This is a genomic window from Bradyrhizobium sp. TM233, assembly GCF_036247965.1.
Lineage (GTDB): Bacteria > Pseudomonadota > Alphaproteobacteria > Rhizobiales > Xanthobacteraceae > Bradyrhizobium > Bradyrhizobium ottawaense.
Map to the genome: position 1 here is coordinate 650,302 of NZ_BTIG01000001.1, position 16,446 is coordinate 666,747.

The 16,446-nt window shown below is 65.0% G+C and carries 20 protein-coding genes; 14 read left to right on the plus strand and 6 right to left on the minus strand.

The window, feature by feature from the left end:
• The first annotated feature begins 9 nt into the window (after positions 1–9).
• The 6 genes from AABA86_RS03085 to AABA86_RS03110 all read left to right on the plus strand — a co-directional run bounded on the left by AABA86_RS03085 (position 10) and on the right by AABA86_RS03110 (position 5,883).
• Positions 10–471, plus strand: a complete 462-nt coding sequence (locus tag AABA86_RS03085) for a DUF3237 domain-containing protein (RefSeq protein ID WP_338305687.1) — start codon at positions 10–12, stop codon at positions 469–471.
• A 259-nt stretch (positions 472–730) separates the two neighbouring features.
• Positions 731–1,540 (plus strand): crotonase/enoyl-CoA hydratase family protein, encoded by an 810-nt coding sequence (locus AABA86_RS03090; RefSeq protein WP_028142148.1) that lies wholly within the window; start codon positions 731–733, stop codon positions 1,538–1,540.
• Entirely contained in the window at positions 1,537–3,420 is a 1,884-nt protein-coding gene (locus AABA86_RS03095) for a feruloyl-CoA synthase (protein ID WP_338305688.1), read from the plus strand. The genes AABA86_RS03090 and AABA86_RS03095 overlap by 4 nt, the downstream gene beginning before the upstream one ends.
• Positions 3,421–3,447: 27 nt before the next feature.
• Positions 3,448–4,209 carry an SDR family NAD(P)-dependent oxidoreductase gene (locus tag AABA86_RS03100; protein ID WP_338305689.1) on the plus strand — a complete coding sequence of 254 codons (762 nt, stop codon included), beginning with the start codon at positions 3,448–3,450 and terminating at the stop codon, positions 4,207–4,209.
• Positions 4,210–4,221: 12 nt separating this feature from the next.
• The gene (locus AABA86_RS03105; RefSeq protein WP_212245691.1) at positions 4,222–4,641 is read left to right on the plus strand and encodes an acyl-CoA thioesterase; all 420 of its coding nucleotides are present in this window, start codon (positions 4,222–4,224) and stop codon (positions 4,639–4,641) included.
• 90 nt (positions 4,642–4,731) lie between these two features.
• Entirely contained in the window at positions 4,732–5,883 is a 1,152-nt protein-coding gene (locus AABA86_RS03110) for an ABC transporter substrate-binding protein (RefSeq protein ID WP_338305690.1), read from the plus strand.
• Positions 5,884–6,197: 314 nt separating this feature from the next.
• On the opposite strand, the gene AABA86_RS03115 is transcribed toward AABA86_RS03110, so the two are convergent.
• Both AABA86_RS03115 and AABA86_RS03120 read right to left on the minus strand, forming a co-directional pair.
• Positions 6,198–6,926: a glutathione S-transferase family protein gene (locus tag AABA86_RS03115; protein WP_212245695.1), complete on the minus strand. Its 729-nt coding sequence runs from the start codon at positions 6,924–6,926 to the stop codon at positions 6,198–6,200.
• A 38-nt stretch (positions 6,927–6,964) separates the two neighbouring features.
• On the minus strand, positions 6,965–7,225 hold the full coding sequence (locus AABA86_RS03120) for a hypothetical protein (protein ID WP_338305691.1): 261 nt from the start codon (positions 7,223–7,225) through the stop codon (positions 6,965–6,967).
• Between the two features lie 112 nt (positions 7,226–7,337).
• Between AABA86_RS03120 and AABA86_RS03125 the strand changes: the two genes are divergently transcribed.
• Entirely contained in the window at positions 7,338–8,036 is a 699-nt protein-coding gene (locus AABA86_RS03125; RefSeq protein ID WP_094892883.1) for a helix-turn-helix transcriptional regulator, read from the plus strand.
• 16 nt (positions 8,037–8,052) lie between these two features.
• Positions 8,053–8,376, plus strand: coding sequence for a YkgJ family cysteine cluster protein (locus AABA86_RS03130; protein WP_212245697.1), 324 nt, complete (start codon positions 8,053–8,055; stop codon positions 8,374–8,376).
• Here the strand turns inward: AABA86_RS03130 and AABA86_RS03135 are convergent.
• Positions 8,373–8,771 carry a hypothetical protein gene (locus AABA86_RS03135; protein ID WP_212245699.1) on the minus strand — a complete coding sequence of 133 codons (399 nt, stop codon included), beginning with the start codon at positions 8,769–8,771 and terminating at the stop codon, positions 8,373–8,375. The genes AABA86_RS03130 and AABA86_RS03135 overlap by 4 nt on opposite strands.
• A 272-nt stretch (positions 8,772–9,043) precedes the next feature.
• On the minus strand, positions 9,044–9,391 hold the full coding sequence (locus tag AABA86_RS03140) for a DUF3307 domain-containing protein (protein ID WP_049801962.1): 348 nt from the start codon (positions 9,389–9,391) through the stop codon (positions 9,044–9,046).
• 416 nt (positions 9,392–9,807) lie between these two features.
• Here AABA86_RS03140 and AABA86_RS03145 point away from each other — a divergent pair, with 416 nt between their 5' ends.
• From AABA86_RS03145 to AABA86_RS03160, 4 genes are all read left to right on the plus strand, one after another.
• Positions 9,808–11,253, plus strand: coding sequence for a TAXI family TRAP transporter solute-binding subunit (locus tag AABA86_RS03145; RefSeq protein ID WP_338305693.1), 1,446 nt, complete (start codon positions 9,808–9,810; stop codon positions 11,251–11,253).
• A 348-nt stretch (positions 11,254–11,601) separates the two neighbouring features.
• A complete protein-coding gene (locus tag AABA86_RS03150) occupies positions 11,602–11,820 on the plus strand; it encodes a hypothetical protein (RefSeq protein WP_338305695.1) in 219 nt (72 codons plus the stop codon).
• Positions 11,821–11,968: 148 nt separating this feature from the next.
• The gene (locus AABA86_RS03155; protein ID WP_212245705.1) at positions 11,969–13,075 is read left to right on the plus strand and encodes a cyclic nucleotide-gated ion channel; all 1,107 of its coding nucleotides are present in this window, start codon (positions 11,969–11,971) and stop codon (positions 13,073–13,075) included.
• 11 nt (positions 13,076–13,086) lie between these two features.
• Positions 13,087–13,872 (plus strand): enoyl-CoA hydratase/isomerase family protein, encoded by a 786-nt coding sequence (locus tag AABA86_RS03160; protein WP_338305696.1) that lies wholly within the window; start codon positions 13,087–13,089, stop codon positions 13,870–13,872.
• Here the strand turns inward: AABA86_RS03160 and AABA86_RS03165 are convergent, their stop codons facing one another.
• Both AABA86_RS03165 and AABA86_RS03170 read right to left on the minus strand, forming a co-directional pair.
• Positions 13,873–14,307, minus strand: a complete 435-nt coding sequence (locus tag AABA86_RS03165) for a DUF6157 family protein (protein ID WP_212245708.1) — start codon at positions 14,305–14,307, stop codon at positions 13,873–13,875.
• 17 nt (positions 14,308–14,324) lie between these two features.
• Positions 14,325–14,969, minus strand: coding sequence for a glutathione S-transferase family protein (locus tag AABA86_RS03170; RefSeq protein WP_338305697.1), 645 nt, complete (start codon positions 14,967–14,969; stop codon positions 14,325–14,327).
• Positions 14,970–15,056: 87 nt separating this feature from the next.
• Here AABA86_RS03170 and AABA86_RS03175 point away from each other — a divergent pair, with 87 nt between their 5' ends.
• Both AABA86_RS03175 and AABA86_RS03180 read left to right on the plus strand, forming a co-directional pair.
• On the plus strand, positions 15,057–16,037 hold the full coding sequence (locus AABA86_RS03175; RefSeq protein WP_338305698.1) for a helix-turn-helix transcriptional regulator: 981 nt from the start codon (positions 15,057–15,059) through the stop codon (positions 16,035–16,037).
• A 138-nt stretch (positions 16,038–16,175) separates the two neighbouring features.
• Entirely contained in the window at positions 16,176–16,418 is a 243-nt protein-coding gene (locus AABA86_RS03180) for a hypothetical protein (RefSeq protein WP_338305699.1), read from the plus strand.
• Positions 16,419–16,446 lie beyond the last annotated feature (28 nt).

Below are 16,446 nucleotides of genomic sequence, written 5' to 3' on the forward strand. Positions count from 1 at the left end.
GGTGAAGCGATGACGACACCGACGCTCGAGACGAAATACGCTTTCACCATCACCGCGCGCATCGGCGAGGTCGTCACCGCCGGCGAGACCGGCATCGGCGTTCGCCGCATCATCCCGATCATCGGCGGCGAGGTGAAAGGCGCGATCAATGGCAAGGTGCTGCCGTTCGGCGCCGACTTCCAGACCATCCGCCCCAACGAGCTGATCGACCTGGAGGCGAAGTACGCCTTCGAGACCGACGACGGCGCCATTGTCTATGTCGAGAACAAGGGCATGCGATTCGGGCCAGTCGAACTGCTGCAGAAGCTCAAGCGCGGCGAGCCAGTCGATCCCAAGCTGATCTATTTCCGCACCGTGCCGCGGTTCGAGACCGGGCACGAGAACTATCGCTGGCTGATGCAGCACATCTTCGTCGGCTCAGCCGCGCGCCATGCGGATCGCGTCGTGATCGACGTGCATCAGGTGATGTGAAGGGCGGCGACCTCTCAACGCTCCCCGCTCGTCGTCCCGGCGAAAGCCGGGACCCATACCGCGTGATCTGTCGATTCCGGCGGTCGGGGTTCCAAACGACCAATCTTCGCCAAATTCCCCTCCGGGAGTATGGGTCCCGGCGCCACGTGCGCAATTGCGCACCAGGCCGGGACGAACCGAATGTGAGGATCGCCGCCCGGCTCTATATTGACTCCCGCCAAATTCGTTATACAACATAACTATTCTTATAAGGACGCAAATGACACAGGGAAACGCCGAGACCGCTGACGCGGGCGCCTCCGGGCTATTGAGGATCGAGAGGGCGGACCGGGTTCTGACCGTGGGTCTGAACCGGCCGGCCAAGCGCAATGCGCTCAACGACGGCATCATCCTGGAAATCGGCGAGTGTTTTGCGTCCCTGCCCGAGGATATCGGCGCGGTCGTCATCCACGGCATCGGCGACCATTTCTCCAGCGGCCTCGACCTCTCCGAGCTGACCGAGCATGACGCGACCGGCGGCCTGCTCCATTCCCAGATGTGGCACCGGGTGTTCGACCGCATCCAGTACAGCCGCGTCCCCGTGATCGCGGCGCTGAAGGGCGCCGTGATCGGCGGCGGGCTGGAGCTTGCGTGCTCGGCGCATATCCGCGTCGCCGAGCCCTCGACCTATTTCGCGCTGCCGGAGGGACAGCGCGGCATCTTCGTCGGCGGCGGCGGCTCGGTGCGGCTGCCGCGATTGATCGGCGTCGCCCGGATGATGGACATGATGCTGACGGGCCGCGTCTATAGCGCGACCGAAGGCGCCTCCTACGGCTTTGCGCAATATGTCACCGAGGCCGGCAACGGGCTCGGCAAGGCGATGGAGCTCGCGACCAAGGTCGCCTCCAACGCGCCGCTGACGAATTTCGCCGTGCTCCAGGCGCTGCCGATGATCGCGGAGGCCAATCCTCAAACGGGTCTCTTGATGGAATCGCTGATGGCGACCGTCGCCCAGAGCGACAAGGAGGCAAAGCGCCGGATCCGTGAGTTCCTCGAACACAAGACCGCAAAGGTAAAGCCCAAGTCATGAGCGCGCAGCCGTCCTCTTCCAGCATGGAGCGCGGCGCGAGCACTTTCCCGCTGCGGCCCATCTCGTTCGGCGACCCCGTCGTCGACATCGAACGCCGCGACGACGGCACGATCTACCTGCGGCCGAAGCAGCCGCTCGGCGATTATCCGGTTCGCCTCACCGACCGCCTGCATCACTGGGCCAACACCACGCCGGACCGCGTCTTCATGGCAGAGCGCGAAGGCGGCCGCGGCTGGCGCAAGATCACTTACGCCGAGCTGCTGGTCGCGAGCCGTCACATCGCATCCAGCCTGATCGCGCGCGGCCTGTCGGCGGAGCGGCCGGTCGTCATCCTCTCCGGCAACTCGATCGACCACGCATTGCTCGCCTTCGGCGCGTTCTATGCCGGCATTCCGTTCTGCCCGGTGTCGCCGGCCTATTCGCTGGTGTCGAAGGATTACGGCAAGCTGTCCTATCTGATGAAGCTGCTGACGCCCGGCCTGGTCTTCGCCGAGGATGCCGACAAGTTCGCCGATGCGCTCGCCGCCAACGTCTCGCTCGGCACCGAGATCGCCGCGTCCTACGGCCACGTGCCGGGCCGCGACGTCACCCTGCTCGCCGACCTCATGGCGACGCCGATCCGCAGCGATCTCGACGAGGTCCACGGTAGGATCGGCCCCGACACGATCGCAAAATTCCTGCTGACCTCGGGCTCGACCGGCAATCCCAAGGCCGTCATCAACACCCAGCGCATGATCTGCGCCAACCAGGTGATGCTGCGCGAGACGCTCGCCTTCCTCAAGGACGAGCCGCCCGTCATCATCGACTGGCTGCCCTGGAATCACACTTTTGGCGGCAACCACAATATCGGGCTGACGCTCTACAATGGCGGCTCGATGTATCTGGACGCCGGCAAGCCGATGCCCGGCGGCATCGAGGAGACCGTGCGCAATCTCCAGGAGATTTCGCCGACAGTCTATTTCAACGTGCCGAAGGGCTATGAATCGCTGCTGCCCTATTTGCGCGATGACCAGGGCCTGCGCGCAAAGTTCTTCGACCACCTGCACGCGATGTTCTTCTCGGGCGCCGCGCTGTCGCCCTTCATCTGGGACAGCCTCGACGAGCTCGCGGTGAAGGAAAAGGGCTACCGCGTGCCGATGCTGACCGGCCTGGGAGCGACCGAGACCGCGCCGTTCTTCATGTCGGTCAATCCGCGCACCAGCCGCTCCGGCCATGTCGGATTGCCGGTATCAGGCAATGACGCCAAGCTGGTGCCGAACAACGGCAAGCTGGAAGTGCGCGCCAAGGGGCCGAACGTCATGCCCGGCTACTGGCGTCAGCCCGACATCAGCGCGAAATCCTTCGACGAGGAAGGATTTTACAAGATGGGTGATGCGCTCAAGCCCGCCGATCCCGATGATCTCAACGCAGGCTTCGATTTCGACGGCCGTGTCGGTGAGGACTTCAAGCTCGCCAGCGGCACCTGGGTCAGCGTCGGCCCGCTGCGCGCGCGCCTCACTGCGGCCTGCGCACCGCTGGTGCGTGACGTCGTCATCGCCGGCATCAACCGTGACGAGGTCTCCGCGCTGGTCGTGCTCGACCTCGACGGCTGCCGGCTGATCAACCCGACGCTGCCGACCGACGATCTCGTCGTCGCGACCCGCGACCGGCTGGTGCGCGAGGCTTTTCGCGAACGCCTGACCCGTTTCCTCAGCCAAGCCACCGGATCCTCGACCCGGATCACGCGCGCGATCCTGATGGACGCGCCGCTCTCGATCGACAAGGGCGAGGTCACCGACAAGGGCTCGATCAACCAGCGCGCGGTGCTCGAGCATCGCACCGAATTGATCGAGGAGCTCTACGCTGCCAATCCGTCGGACCGTGTGATATCGGTCGGCTAACCCGGACATAAGCTACAGGAGAACGCCATGTTGTTGAAAGATCAGGCAGTCATCGTCACCGGCGGCGCATCGGGACTGGGCGCGGCCACTGCGCGAAAACTGGCGGCACAGGGCGCCAAGGTCGCGGTCTGCGATCTCAATACCAAGCTGGCGGAAACCGTCGCCGCCGAGATCAAGGGTGTGGCAATCACCTGCGACGTATCCGATGCCGCCTCGGCCGAAGCCGCGGTCGCACAGGCTGCGAAAGCCCACGGCCCGGCCCGCGTGCTGGTCAATTGCGCCGGCATCGGCGTTGCCAAGCGCGTGGTCGGCCGCGACGGCCCGATGGCTCTTGCCGATTTCGACAAGGTGATCAAGGTCAATCTGATCGGCACCTTCAACATGCTGCGCCTGGCCGCCACCGAGATGTCCAAGCTGGAGCCGCAGGCGACCGGCGAGCGTGGCGTCATCATCAACACGGCGTCCGTTGCTGCCTATGACGGCCAGATCGGGCAATCCGCCTATTCGGCTTCCAAGGGCGGCATCGTCGGCATGACGCTGCCGATCGCGCGCGAACTGGCACAATTCGGCGTTCGCGTGCTGACCATCGCGCCCGGCCTGTTCCTGACCCCGCTGCTCGCGAACCTGCCGCAGGAAGCCCAGGACTCGCTGGCCGCCGCCATCCCCTTCCCGCGCCGGCTCGGCCACGCCGACGAGTTCGCCGCGCTCGCGCTGCACATGGTCGAGAATTCCTACCTGAACGGCGAAGTGGTGCGCCTCGACGGCTCGCTGCGCATGGCGCCGAAATAGGGCGCGCGACACATGTTCGTGAACCGGCGCGACGTACAGATCCAGTGGGGTGATTGCGACCCCGCCAACATCGTCTACTACCCGCGCTATTTCGCGATGTTCGACGATTCGACGTCGACCCTGTTCGAGGTCGCCGGGTTCTCCAAGCAGGACCTGGTCCGCAAATACGGCCTGGTGGGCATCCCCATGGTCGACACGCGGTCCAAGTTCTACATCCCCTCGACCTATGGCGACTGGATCACCATCGAAACGAAGATCGAGAGCATCAAGCGATCGAGCTTCGAGGTGAAGCACAACGTCTACAAGGGTGAGGCGCTGGCGATCGAGGGTTTTGAGACCCGCGTGCTGGTCGGTCGCGATCCCGTTAACCCCGACAAGCTGAAATCGGCACCGTTCCCGGCGGAAATGGTAGCCAAATTCACGGGGAGTTAAGTCCGGAGCTAAATCGCCGCATCACCAAAAGAGGGGGCTGAATTACCCCCCGATTTCTGCTTTCAAAGAAAACACGTAAGGGAGGAAACAATGAAACGCTTTTACCTGACCGCCGCCATCACCGTGGCGGCGCTTGCCCTGCCGGCGCTGCCCGCATTGGCCCAGACCAGCGAAATCACCATCGGCATCACCACCACCACCACCGGCCCGGGCGCGGCCCTCGGCATTCCCGAGCGCAACGCACTGGAATTCGTGCCGAAAGAGATCGGCGGCGTGCCGCTGAAGGTGATCGTGCTCGACGACGGCGGCGATCCCACCACCGCGACCACCAACGCCCGCCGCTTCGTGACCGAATCCAAGGCCGACATCATCATGGGCTCGGCGCTGACGCCGCCGACGATCGCGGTCTCCAACGTCGCCAACGAAGCCGGCATTCCCCATTTCGGCCTGGCACCGTTTCCGATCACGCCCGAGCGCATGAAGTGGTCGGTGGCGATGCCCCAGCCGATCCCGATCGTGGGCAAGGTGCTGTACGAGCACATGAAGGCGAAGGGCGTGAAGACGCTCGGCTATATCGGCTATTCCGACTCCTATGGCGACCTCTGGTTCAACGATTTGAAGGCCCAGGCGGTGCCGATGGGCATGACCATCGCCGACGAGGAGCGCTTCGCCCGTCCCGATACCTCGGTGACCGGACAGGTTCTGAAGCTGGTTGCCGCCAATCCCGACGCGATCCTGGTCGGCGCGTCCGGCACCGCGGCCGCGCTGCCGCAGACCGAGCTGCGCGAGCGCGGCTATCAGGGCCTGATCTACCAGACCCATGGCGCCGCCAGCATGGATTTCATCCGCATCGCCGGCAAGGCAGCGGAGGGCGTGCTGATGGCCTCCGGTCCCGTCATGGATCCCGAGGACCAGCCGGACAGCGCGCTGACCAAGAAGCCGGGTCTGGCGCTCAACTCGGCCTATGAAGCCAAATACGGCCCGAACAGCCGCAGCCAGTTCGCCGGCCATTCCTACGACGCGTTCGAGATCCTCAAGCGCATCATTCCCGCGGCACTGAAAACCGCAAAACCCGGCACGCCGGAATTCCGCGAAGCGATCCGCCAGGCGCTGCTGTCGGAGAAGGAGCTGGCGGCGAGCCAGGGCGTCTACAACTTCACCGAAAAGGACCGCTACGGCCTCGACGACCGCTCGCGCATCCTGCTGACGGTGAAGAACGGCAAGTACATGCTGGTGAAGTAAGCGCGGCGACAGTCTTGAGACGACGAGAGCCGGCCCGATGGGCCGGCTCTTTTGTTTTGGCTTTGAGATTAGCGAGCGCAAACTCGAATCGAGTTTGGCCAGCTACGGCGCTCTCTCCGTTCCCTCCCCCCTTGCGGGGGAGGGGCAGGGAGAGGGGTGCCACACGGGGATTCTTTCCGTCGCACACTCGCCCTCGATGCACCGTCAACAACCGGCACCATTTGCTGGGCTACCCCTCTCCCTAGCCCTCCCCCGCAAGGGGGGAGGGAACGCACCTTTGTCGGAGCGACAGCCGGGTCTCATCCCATCAAGTTTCAAGCCGCCTGCCGCAGCGGGGTCCAGGCGAATTCCGGGTAGTAATTGTCCATCATGCGATCGACATAGGCGGTGAGGTTCGGAAAGCCCTCGGCGCGCTCGCGCAGGGCCGATTCGAAGAACGGCGAGAGAATGCCGGCGAGCATACCGAAGGCGGTGGCGTCGACGCCGCAGGGCCTGTTGCCCATCAGATAGGACTTGTCGCCGAGCTGCACCGAGAGCGCAAACAGCGAGCGCACCGCGAGCTCGACATCGTCATCGGGGCCATGGCGGCCGAGGCCCGAGAGCAGATAGTTCTCGGCGACGCGGAATTGCGCATCCTCGCGCAGTTTCTCGCGGTTGTGCTCCGGTGCGCCGTCGAAGAAATGCGCAGGCCCCTTGGCGAAATTGACCGGATCGACCCAGCGCGCACCGACCAGCCCCCAATAGACATGGTGCTCGATCATCCGTTCGAACGCCCAGGCCTGCGCGCGGTCGGTCAGCGACAGCCCGGCATCGAAATCAAAGCCGTAGCGGCGCTCGATATGGGCGCGGATGAAGGTGGAATCGGCCACCGCCTCTCCGCCGTCGTCGATGAAGGGCAGCTGCCCCTTCGGCGAGGCCGGCGGCATCGCCCGCTCCTTCCGGTAGGGCAATCCCGCCATCTTGAGCTGCACCTCCGTCTTGGTGACGAAGGGGCTGATTTCCGGCAGGCCGAAACCGGTGCCAAATCCGTAGAGCGTGATCATGAAAGCTTCTCCTGAACCACCGAAAGAGTTGACGGAACCTAGTGCCGGGCTGCTGCCACCATGGTGGCAGCAGCCGTGATATCTTCTGCGAAACGGGCCCCCCGCCAGGCACGGCCCATCACGTAGCGGACCAGCGCGTCCGCAGCCTGGATCAGCGAGCGTGCCACCACGCTCGCAAGGGCAAACCGGAGGTCGACGGCCATGAGATCAAGCGAAACGAGGCGACCGAACGCCGATGCGGACCACGCCTGTGCCCGCAACATCGGAACGGCCGGGCCGAAATGGGTTGGAGTGATCATGGACAAATCCTCTTCAGTCGATGTGTTGTCCCGGTATAGAACCCCCCTGCTGCCAACATCCTGTCAGCAGCCGCGCGCCGCCGTCTGAAAAGATCACCGACAAGGGACCAGCATGAGACGTGCCGACCGGCTGTTTCAAATCATCCAGGTGCTGAGGCGCACGCGTAAGCCGCTGACGGCGGACGCCATCGCGGCCGAGCTCGAGACCTCGAAGCGAACGATCTATCGCGACATCGCCACGCTGATCGGCCAGCGCGTGCCGATCCGCGGTGAAGCCGGCATGGGCTACATCCTGGAAAAGGGATTTGATCTCCCGCCCTTGATGCTCACGCCCGACGAGATCGAGGCGGCGGTGCTGGGCGCACAATGGGTCGCCGGCCATGCCGATTCGGCACTGGCACGCGCGGCCGAGGATCTGATGGCCAAGATCGCCGACACCGTGCCTGAGCGCCTGCGTCCCTTCGTGCTGGAGCCGGCGAGCCGGGCACGGCCGAGCTGGAACAGGGAGCCGGACCGCCTGGACATGGTCCGCACGCGCACCCAGATCCACGAAGGCAAGAAGATCATGCTGCGCTATCGCGACGAGCAGGGCCGCGCCAGCGAGCGCATGATCTGGCCGATCTCGGTCGGCTATCTCGAAGCCGTGCGGCTGCTGGCGGCCTGGTGCGAGCTGCGCGGCGACTTCCGCAGCTTCCGCACCGATCGCGTGGTCGATGCCAACTATCTCGACGAGAGATATCCGGAGCGGCGCGACGTGCTGCGCGCGAAATGGCGGCAGAGCCTGGTCTGGGGCCCGCCGAAGGACACCTGAGGGATACGTGACGAGGATGGAAGAGAACTCCCCCATCGATCCGTCGAGCTGTTGCCAGAGTTGCGGCGCCTGCTGCGGCTATTCGGCCAACTGGCCGCGCTTCTCGATCGAGAGCGACGAAGAGCTTGCCGCGATTCCGGAGGCGCTGGTCAACGACCGTCAATCCGGCATGCGTTGCGAGGGCGATCGCTGCTCGGCCTTGCAGGGGGAGATCGGAAAAGCGACCGCATGCGGCATCTATGCGGTGCGGCCGGAGGTGTGCCGCACCTGCATGCCGGGCGATGCCGAATGCGCGATGGCGCGGCGGAAGTTCGGGTTACCCGTGATCGCCAGCGTTTAGGCGGGAACGGCTTCGCTGATTTCGTCGTCGATCTCGTCGTCCAGCGGTGCGAGCACCGACAGCGGCTTGGTCGACAGCGTGATCGGCTTGCGACCGCCCGACAGCGACGGCGAGGATTTCGCCGTGCCCGCGCGCGACAGCGCGTAGAGCGTCGAGCCGACTCGGCCGCCGTTCTCGATCAGGTCACGCTCCTTGCAGCTCCCTGCGATCGCGACCGCCAGCGAGTGCAGATGGCTGCGGCGATAGCAGAACAGCGCCAACCTGGCGCGCGCGTCAGGGGAAACACTCTCAACCAGCCTCGGCAGGCCACTCTCGCTGGCGCGATACATCTCGCCGAGGAGCTCGTCGCGAACCGGGCAGAAATCGCTCTCAAAAGTGTCGCGGCTTGAAAACATTGCAGTTCTCCCTCGTGTGGGAAGATGCAGCGCAATTCTCTAATGAAAGGTTAACCACGCTGCCCGGTAGTCATCCGGGGTGCTTGCGCGCTCGTCGCGAATCGGAGGCGCCGGCGGGCAACTTCTCTGGCCATCCTTCGAGGCGCCCGCCTTTGGCGGGTCCTCAGGATGAGGCTTTGGTTTGCGGCGAAATGCCAGACCCTCATGGTGAGGAGTGCCGCCTTACGGCGCGTCTCGAACCATGCAGGCCGAGCAGCCAGCCGTGGCTACCCTCAGTTCGCCGCCATGAAGATGGAGAGGCCGAAGCCGGTGAGATGATGCAGCGCCTGGTCGACGCCGATCAGAGTCCAGAACCAGGGATGCGCGAGGTCGACGCCGAAATTGGCCGAGACCAGCCCCTTGGCGCGGTCGATCGTGATGTGGATCACGAAGTCGATGAAGGCCACGAACCAGAATTTCGGCGCCACGATCAGGATCAGCGGCAGCGCAACCGCAAGGTGAATCAGGCAATGCACCAGAAGCGGCAGGGCCCAGCCGTGCTTCTGGTCCTTGCCATGCGCCATCCAGGCGGTCTGAAGGACGAAATCGGCGATGATGTGCTTGAAGGTGAGCAGCAACATCCAGCCAATGAGCGCTTCGACCGGAACCGCCGATGACATGGGTGGAAACGACAAAGCCGACGCCCTCGTTGAGGTGACAAGAAAAACTGGAGCGTTCAGCGCAACTTCTTCTTGGACCGGTCAAATCGCCGGGACCTCTGATTTATGACACCTCCCGCGGCGGAATGCAGCCGGGGGGAACCGGAAAATCGCCAACTGTGGCTAACCGGTGATAGGATGACCTTTCGCCGCGGTCGCGTGGAGTAAGGTTACCCTCGGCTCGAAATTTGCATTCCGGTCCCGGCGCGCTATCATTGCCGGCACAGAATATCGTTCTTTTTTCAGACGTTTAGGAATTGCAGGGCGCCCGCCGCGATCACGTCCGCGAGCCGTCCGTCACCCGAGAATAAGGCCAGAGTGCTGCCATGAGTACTGATATGAGTACTGAAGGCCCCACCGCATCCCCGATTGAGCCGCCGCCGCGGCGCCCCAAGGTGATCAAGACCAATCAGCAGCAGGTCTTCCTCTACGTCGTGCTGACCCTGCTGCTGTCGCTCGCCACCGTCTGGGGTGGCCGCGCCATGCTGCACAATTCGGAGACGCTGATCTTTGCCGTCGGCGCTCCCAACAGCGACGAGGCGTTGTTCGCCGCCAAGCTCGCCACCCTGCTGAAGAGCAACGCCTCGCGCTTCCGGATCAAGATCGTCAACAACGCGGACAACGCGAAGGCGGTCGCGCAATTCGACCGCAAGCAGGCGGACCTTGCCGTGCTGCGCACCGACGCCAGGGTGCCGCTGCGGGCGCGCACGCTCGCGATCCTCGAGCACGATCTCGTGCTTCTGCTCGGTCCCGGCAACAAGAAGATCAAGTCGATCGCCGAGCTGAAGAAAAAGAAGGTCGCGGTCGTCGCCGAGAACGAATCCTCCCTCGCCTTCGTCCGCAACATCCTCGACATCCCCGACGGTCCGGACGCCGCGAAGATCCAGATGGCGCCGCAGGGCACGACGCTCGACAAGCTGTTTGGGCCGTCAAACGGCTTTGGCGCAGTGATCGCCATCGTTCATGCCTCCAGGGCGGTACGCGACAAGGCCTATGAGCAGGTCGCCAAGCGCGGCGGCTTCACGCTCAACGCGATCGACGAGGCCAAGGCGCTGGCGCGCAAACTCCCGGGCATTTCCAGCGAGACGCTGACGGCAGGCACGCTGTCGACCTCGCCGCAAATTCCCGACGATGACCTCGACACGATCGGGCTCGAATGGCTGCTGGTCGCGCAATCCAGGATGTCGGCATCCGCGGCGGGCGAGCTGGCACGCACCATCTACGAGAACAAATCCGCGCTCGGGCTCGACAACGGCTTTGCCAGCAGAATTGAGCCGGCCTCGACCGAGAAGGACGCCTTCGTGATGGCGCACCAGGGGGCGGCCGACTACATCAACGACGACACCAAATCGTTCATGGATAAGTACAGCGACCTGATGTATCTGGGCGCCGCCGCGCTCAGCGTCATCGGCTCGATCTTCGCGGCGATCTACGCCAAGATCACCCGCATCGCGCCGGAGAAGGCCAGCGAGCTCTCCACGGCGATCCTCGACATCGGCGAGCGGATCGAGCACGCCCACTCTCTGGACCAGCTCGAATGTCTCCAGGACGAGCTGGAGGGCATCCTGCGCGGCGCCGTCATCGGCCTCAGGGACGGTACGATCAGTACCGACGGGCTCGACACCTTCAAGCTCGGCTACGAATTCGTCCGCGACGAGATCGGCATGCGCCGCGACTATCTGAAACGCCATGCCGGCGAAACCGAGAAGACGGTGCAGGGCGGCGGCCCTGCCCAGCACGACGACACCAACGTCGTGGTGGTGAAGACCGCCCAGAGTGCCTGAGCGAGCGCCGGTTGGGCCGGCACCACTCTCGTGTCCCAGACAAGCTGCAACGCCAAAAGGCGTTGCAGCGCAGAGCCGGGACCCGGGAGATGAGCATGCGCTGCTGAATGGGCCCCGGCTCTGCAGCGCATCACTACGTGTTGCGCTGCGTCCGGGACACGAGAGTGAGGTCGTGACGTCGTCTCAAAGAGGAGACGCGCGCGACCGCCGCCGAAATGCATAGGCAACAGGCCCTGCCGCAAGGCTGGGATCCGCGACAGTCCCTCCCGCCCGATCAATGACGGTCGGCCGTCTGGAACTGCCGCGATCTGCAACCGTTGGTTCGCAACTACAACCGGAGACCGCAGCATGCGTGCACTCCTCATCATCCTCCTACTGGGAATGCTGGCGGCGGCCGGCTACTTCGCCTATTCCGCAATGGCGGTCGAAGGTGAGCCGATCCCGACGGAAGGCTATGTGGCGCTGGCACTGGGCGCGGGGTTTTCCATCATTGTCGGCGTCGGGCTGATGGTGCTGCTGTTCTTCAGCAGCCGCCGCGGCTACGATGAGCCGCCGCATTTCAGGTAGCCTCCCCGCCGGCAACGGCCGTGCCGATCCGCGGACTCGGTGCAGCGGCGCCGTTGACGCTGCCTGCTGCCGTCGCCCGTCGTTGACGGCCTCCGTTCGGGCAGGCACCTTGGCGCCGACCGATCTCAAGACCGAGCCACCTTCTCGCATGTCCAAGCCGCTGATTACCGCTTTGGCCCAGTTTGCGGCCGCCACGGCCGGCCGCAACATGACCAAGGTGGCCTATGTCGCGGTGACCGCCGGCGTGCTCAGCATGGTCCTGCTGACCGACAAGCGGGCCCACGAGGCGCACAATTGGGTCAGCGGCCTGCTCTGGACCTGTCTCGCCTATTTCGTGTTCGAATGGCTGGTCCGGCTGCGCCACATGGCGCGGCAGGGGCGGCTGTCGCTCTACATGTCCTCCTCCGCCGGGCTGGTCGATGCGATCGGGGCGCTGGCCGTGCCGGTCGCGCTTCTCCTTGGCGCCGAGCCGAAGACGGCCTGGCTGCTCAGCGTGCTCTGGGTGCTGAAGGTGGTGCCGGGCATCCCCGGCCTGAGGCAGCTTCGCCGCGTGCTGGTGCTGGAATCGGGCCCGCTGCTCAGCGTGCTCGTGATCTTTCTGATGGTGGTCTTCCTCGCCTCCGTCGCCGAATATTTCCTGGAGCGGGACGTGCAGCCGCAGACCTTCGGCAGCGTGCCTGCGGCGCTGTGGTGGGCCGTCGTCACACTCACGACCACCGGCTACGGCGACGTCGTGCCGGTCACCCCGCTCGGCCGCATCGTGGCGGCCGCGGTGATGATCTCCGGCCTCGGCGTGTTCGGCCTCTGGACCGGTATTCTGGCGACCGGATTTGCCGCCGAGACGCGGCGCGACAATTTCCTCAAGACCTGGGAGTCCGTCAGCAAGGTGCCGTTCTTCGCGGCCCTCGGGCCCTCTGCGATTGCCGACGTCACCCACATGCTGCGGACCATGGAGCTGCCGGCGCGCACCCTGGTCATCCGCAAGGGGGCGCAGGGCGACTGCATGTATTTCATCGCCGCCGGCGAGGTCGAGGTCGACCTGCCCGGCAAGAAGGTGCAGCTCGGCGAAGGCGCCTTCTTCGGCGAGATGGCGCTGCTCGGCAACAACATGCGCGGGGCCAATGTCTCGACCACGAAAGTGTCGCGGCTTCTGGTGCTCGACCTCGTCGACTTCCGCGTGCTGATGGCACGGCATCCCGATCTCGCCGAGACCATCGACGCCGAGGCGAAACGGCGCGCGCTCGAAAACAGATAAAGGAGACAAGAATGTCGGACATCACCGACGCAGCCACCGGCCCCGTGCTCGACCGCGACGGCGCCCGCGCCACCATCCGCCTCAACCGGCCGAAGCACCTCAACCGGCTCCAGGCCGAGGACCTCGACGAACTCGTCAGACTGTTCGACCTGGTCGAGGCAAATCCCGAGATCCGCGTGCTGGTGCTGACCGGCACCGGACGCGCCTTCTCCGCCGGCTACGACCTCAACTCGGTTGCCGAGCGCGCCGTCAGCGCCAGCGAGCAGCAGAGCGCGGGCTCTGCGTTCGAGGTGGTCGTCAACCGGCTGGAGGATCTCGGCGTGCCGACGATCTGCCGGCTCAACGGCGGCGTCTATGGCGGCTCGACCGACCTCGCGCTCGCCTGCGATTTCCGCATCGGCGTCGACACCGCCGAGATGTTCATGCCGGCGGCGCGGCTCGGGCTGCATTATTACAGGAGCGGCATCAAACGCTACGTCACCCGGCTCGGCGTCGACAATGCGAAAAAACTGTTCCTGACGGCGCAGAAGATCAGTGCGCCGGAGATGCTGCGCATCGGCTACCTCACCGCCATGGTGGCGGTGGAATTTCTGGACGAGGAGGTCGACCAGCTCGCCAACATCCTCGCCGGCAACGCGCCGCAGGCGATGCGCGGCATGAAGCGAGCGATCAACGAATTCGCCCGCGGCGAGCTCGATGACCACGCCGCCGACCAGCGCCACCGCGACAGCATGCGCGGCGACGAGATCAAGGAAGGCATCAAGGCGTTCGCGGAGAAGCGAGCGCCGCGGTTTTGATCACCCCCGCTTCGACCGCATCGCGCGCACCTGCGTGAGCTTGGGATCGCGCACGAACGCCTGGTAACGCTTGCTTTCGACGGCGTAGATCGCGATCCGTCCCTCGCCATCGGCATGAACGCCCCAGCCGAAGCGCTTGCCGAGGCTTGACGCCCTCATGCACGCCTGCCCCCGGGAGAAGAACGCTTCACGCGCCGCATGCTTCTCCGCCTTCGTCGCCTTCGCATCGAGCTCGCGTCCCGGCGCAGACGTCGCGAAGATCACGTCATCGGAGGTGTATTTGTAGGGCGACTTCGCGATCATAGCATATTGCAGGCACGCGACCGTCGGCTTTCCCGCGCGCAGCGGCGGCTGCTCCCCAACCCGCGCGGGACAGTCTTCGGCAACCCGGATGAAGGTATGGAAGCAGTTGGTCGTGTGCATCGGCTTCGTCATCTGCAGCCCCGGATCATTCAACCACCAATAGCCGCGGCATGCTGCGCCGCCATCTCGTCATCCGCGGCATTGATGCGCTGGAACGCAGGCCGCGAGGTCATGCGCTCGGCATAGCGAACGAACACGTCTTTCTTTGGCACGATGCCGAACATCATAGTCCAGCTGAACGCCACGCCCCACAGCACATCGGCGGCCGTCATGCGCTCGCCGAGCAGATACGGCCCCTTCGACAGCTGGGCTTCGAGCGCGCCGAGCATGGTGTCGTAGTCGGCATAGGGCGACTGCGTGATCGGCGCCGGCTCGCGCTGCATGAACTTGTCGATCAGCGCCGGCTCGAAGGACGAGCCGTAATAGGCGATCCAGCGCAGGTAAGGTCCGCGCAGCGGATCGTTCAGCGCGGGCGTCAGACCGGCCTGCGGGAAGAGATCGGCAAGATAGATAGTGATCGCGACCTGCTCGGTCACCAGGGCACCGCCGTGGCTGATCGCCGGGACCTTGCCGAGCGGATTGATGGCGAGATAAGCGGGCTGGCGCTGCTCGCCGGCCTTCATGTTGAGGACATGGAGATCATAGGGCGCGCCCAGCTCCTCCAGCAGCACCCGCGTGCCGGTGGCGCGGCTTTGCGGCGAGTAATACAGCGTGATGCGGTTCGGATCGGTCATGGCAGGTCTCCATCTGGCCAGCGGGCGGTGGCGCAGCTTGTAGCGGGTCATACCTGACATCCTGTGTCAGGTATGGTTTAAGCAATCATGCGCGCGAGTCGAATGTTGTCGATCCTCACCACCCTCCAGGCCAGGGGGCAGGTCACCGCGCCGGAGCTCGCGGAGGCCTGCGAGGTCTCGGTGCGCACGATCTATCGCGACATTGACGCACTCGCGGCGTCCGGCGTTCCCGTTTACGCCGACCGCGGCGCGGAGGGCGGCTATCGGCTGCTCGACGGCTATCGCGTGCGGCTGAACGGCCTGTCGCCGAGCGAGGCCGAGACGCTGTTCCTGGCGGGCTTGCCGGGCCCGGCGGCGGCGCTCGGGCTGGACGCAGCAATGATCGCCGCGCAGAACAAGCTGATGGCGGCGCTGCCCGTCCATCTGCGCCAGGATGCCAGCCGGATGCAGGAGCGCTTTCATCTGGACGCGCCGGGCTGGTTCGGCGAGGCCGAGGAGCCGAAGCATCTGCGCATGATTGCCGGCGCGGTGCTGCGCGGGACGCTGATCAAGATCCGCTACCAGAGCTGGCGCGCGGAGAAGCAGCGTCGCCTCGCGCCGCTCGGCCTCGTGCTGAAGGGCGGGAGCTGGTATTTCGCCGGCCAGGTCGACGCCAGCGTGCGCACCTATCGCGTCGCGCGCGTGCTCGACTGCACAGCGCTCGACGACGGCTTCGATCGTCCCGCCGATTTCGATCTCGCCGCCTATTGGCAGGCCGCGACGCTGCGCCTCGAAGCCGAGATGCATCCCAATGTCGCGATCGTCCGGTTGTCGCCGTTCGGCGTCAAGCTGCTCGACGCGCTGAGCCAGCCCTACGTCAAGGCGCGCACGCAGGTTGAGGAGACCGCTGATGCGGATGGCTGGCGCATTGCCCGCGTGCCTGTCGGCAAGACATCCTGGCACGCCGCGGCCGAATTGTTGCGGCTCGGCCCCGAGGCCGAGGTGCTGGAGCCCGCCGACCTCCGCGACAAGATGGCGGAGCTGACGCAGGCGATGGCCGCGCGCTATCGCGCGGCGCGGAAAACATGAGGCCGGCATATTTCGCCGCGGCCCACGAAACATTCCTGAAACACGATTCTCCTCATCCCCCGTGAACGCGTTCGCGTCTCGGCCCGACCGAGATGCAGGGACACAACAACGGCCTTAGCGCCACACTGGAGAATGAAGATGTTTCGTAAGCTTGCTCTCGGTCTGATCGCCGCCGGTTCGCTCGGCGTTGCCGCTCTCGCGCCCACCGCCGCCTCGGCTGGCGGCTTCTATCCGCATCATCACTGGGGTCACGGTTGGGGCTACGGCGGCGGCATCTACCTCAACACCGGCGTCAGCAATTGCTACCAGGAGCGCCTCGTTCGGACCCGTCACGGCATGCGCGTGCGCGTCGTGAATGTCTGCGCCTACGGGATCTACTGATATCTCGCGCCCTCGACAAAGCCCCGAT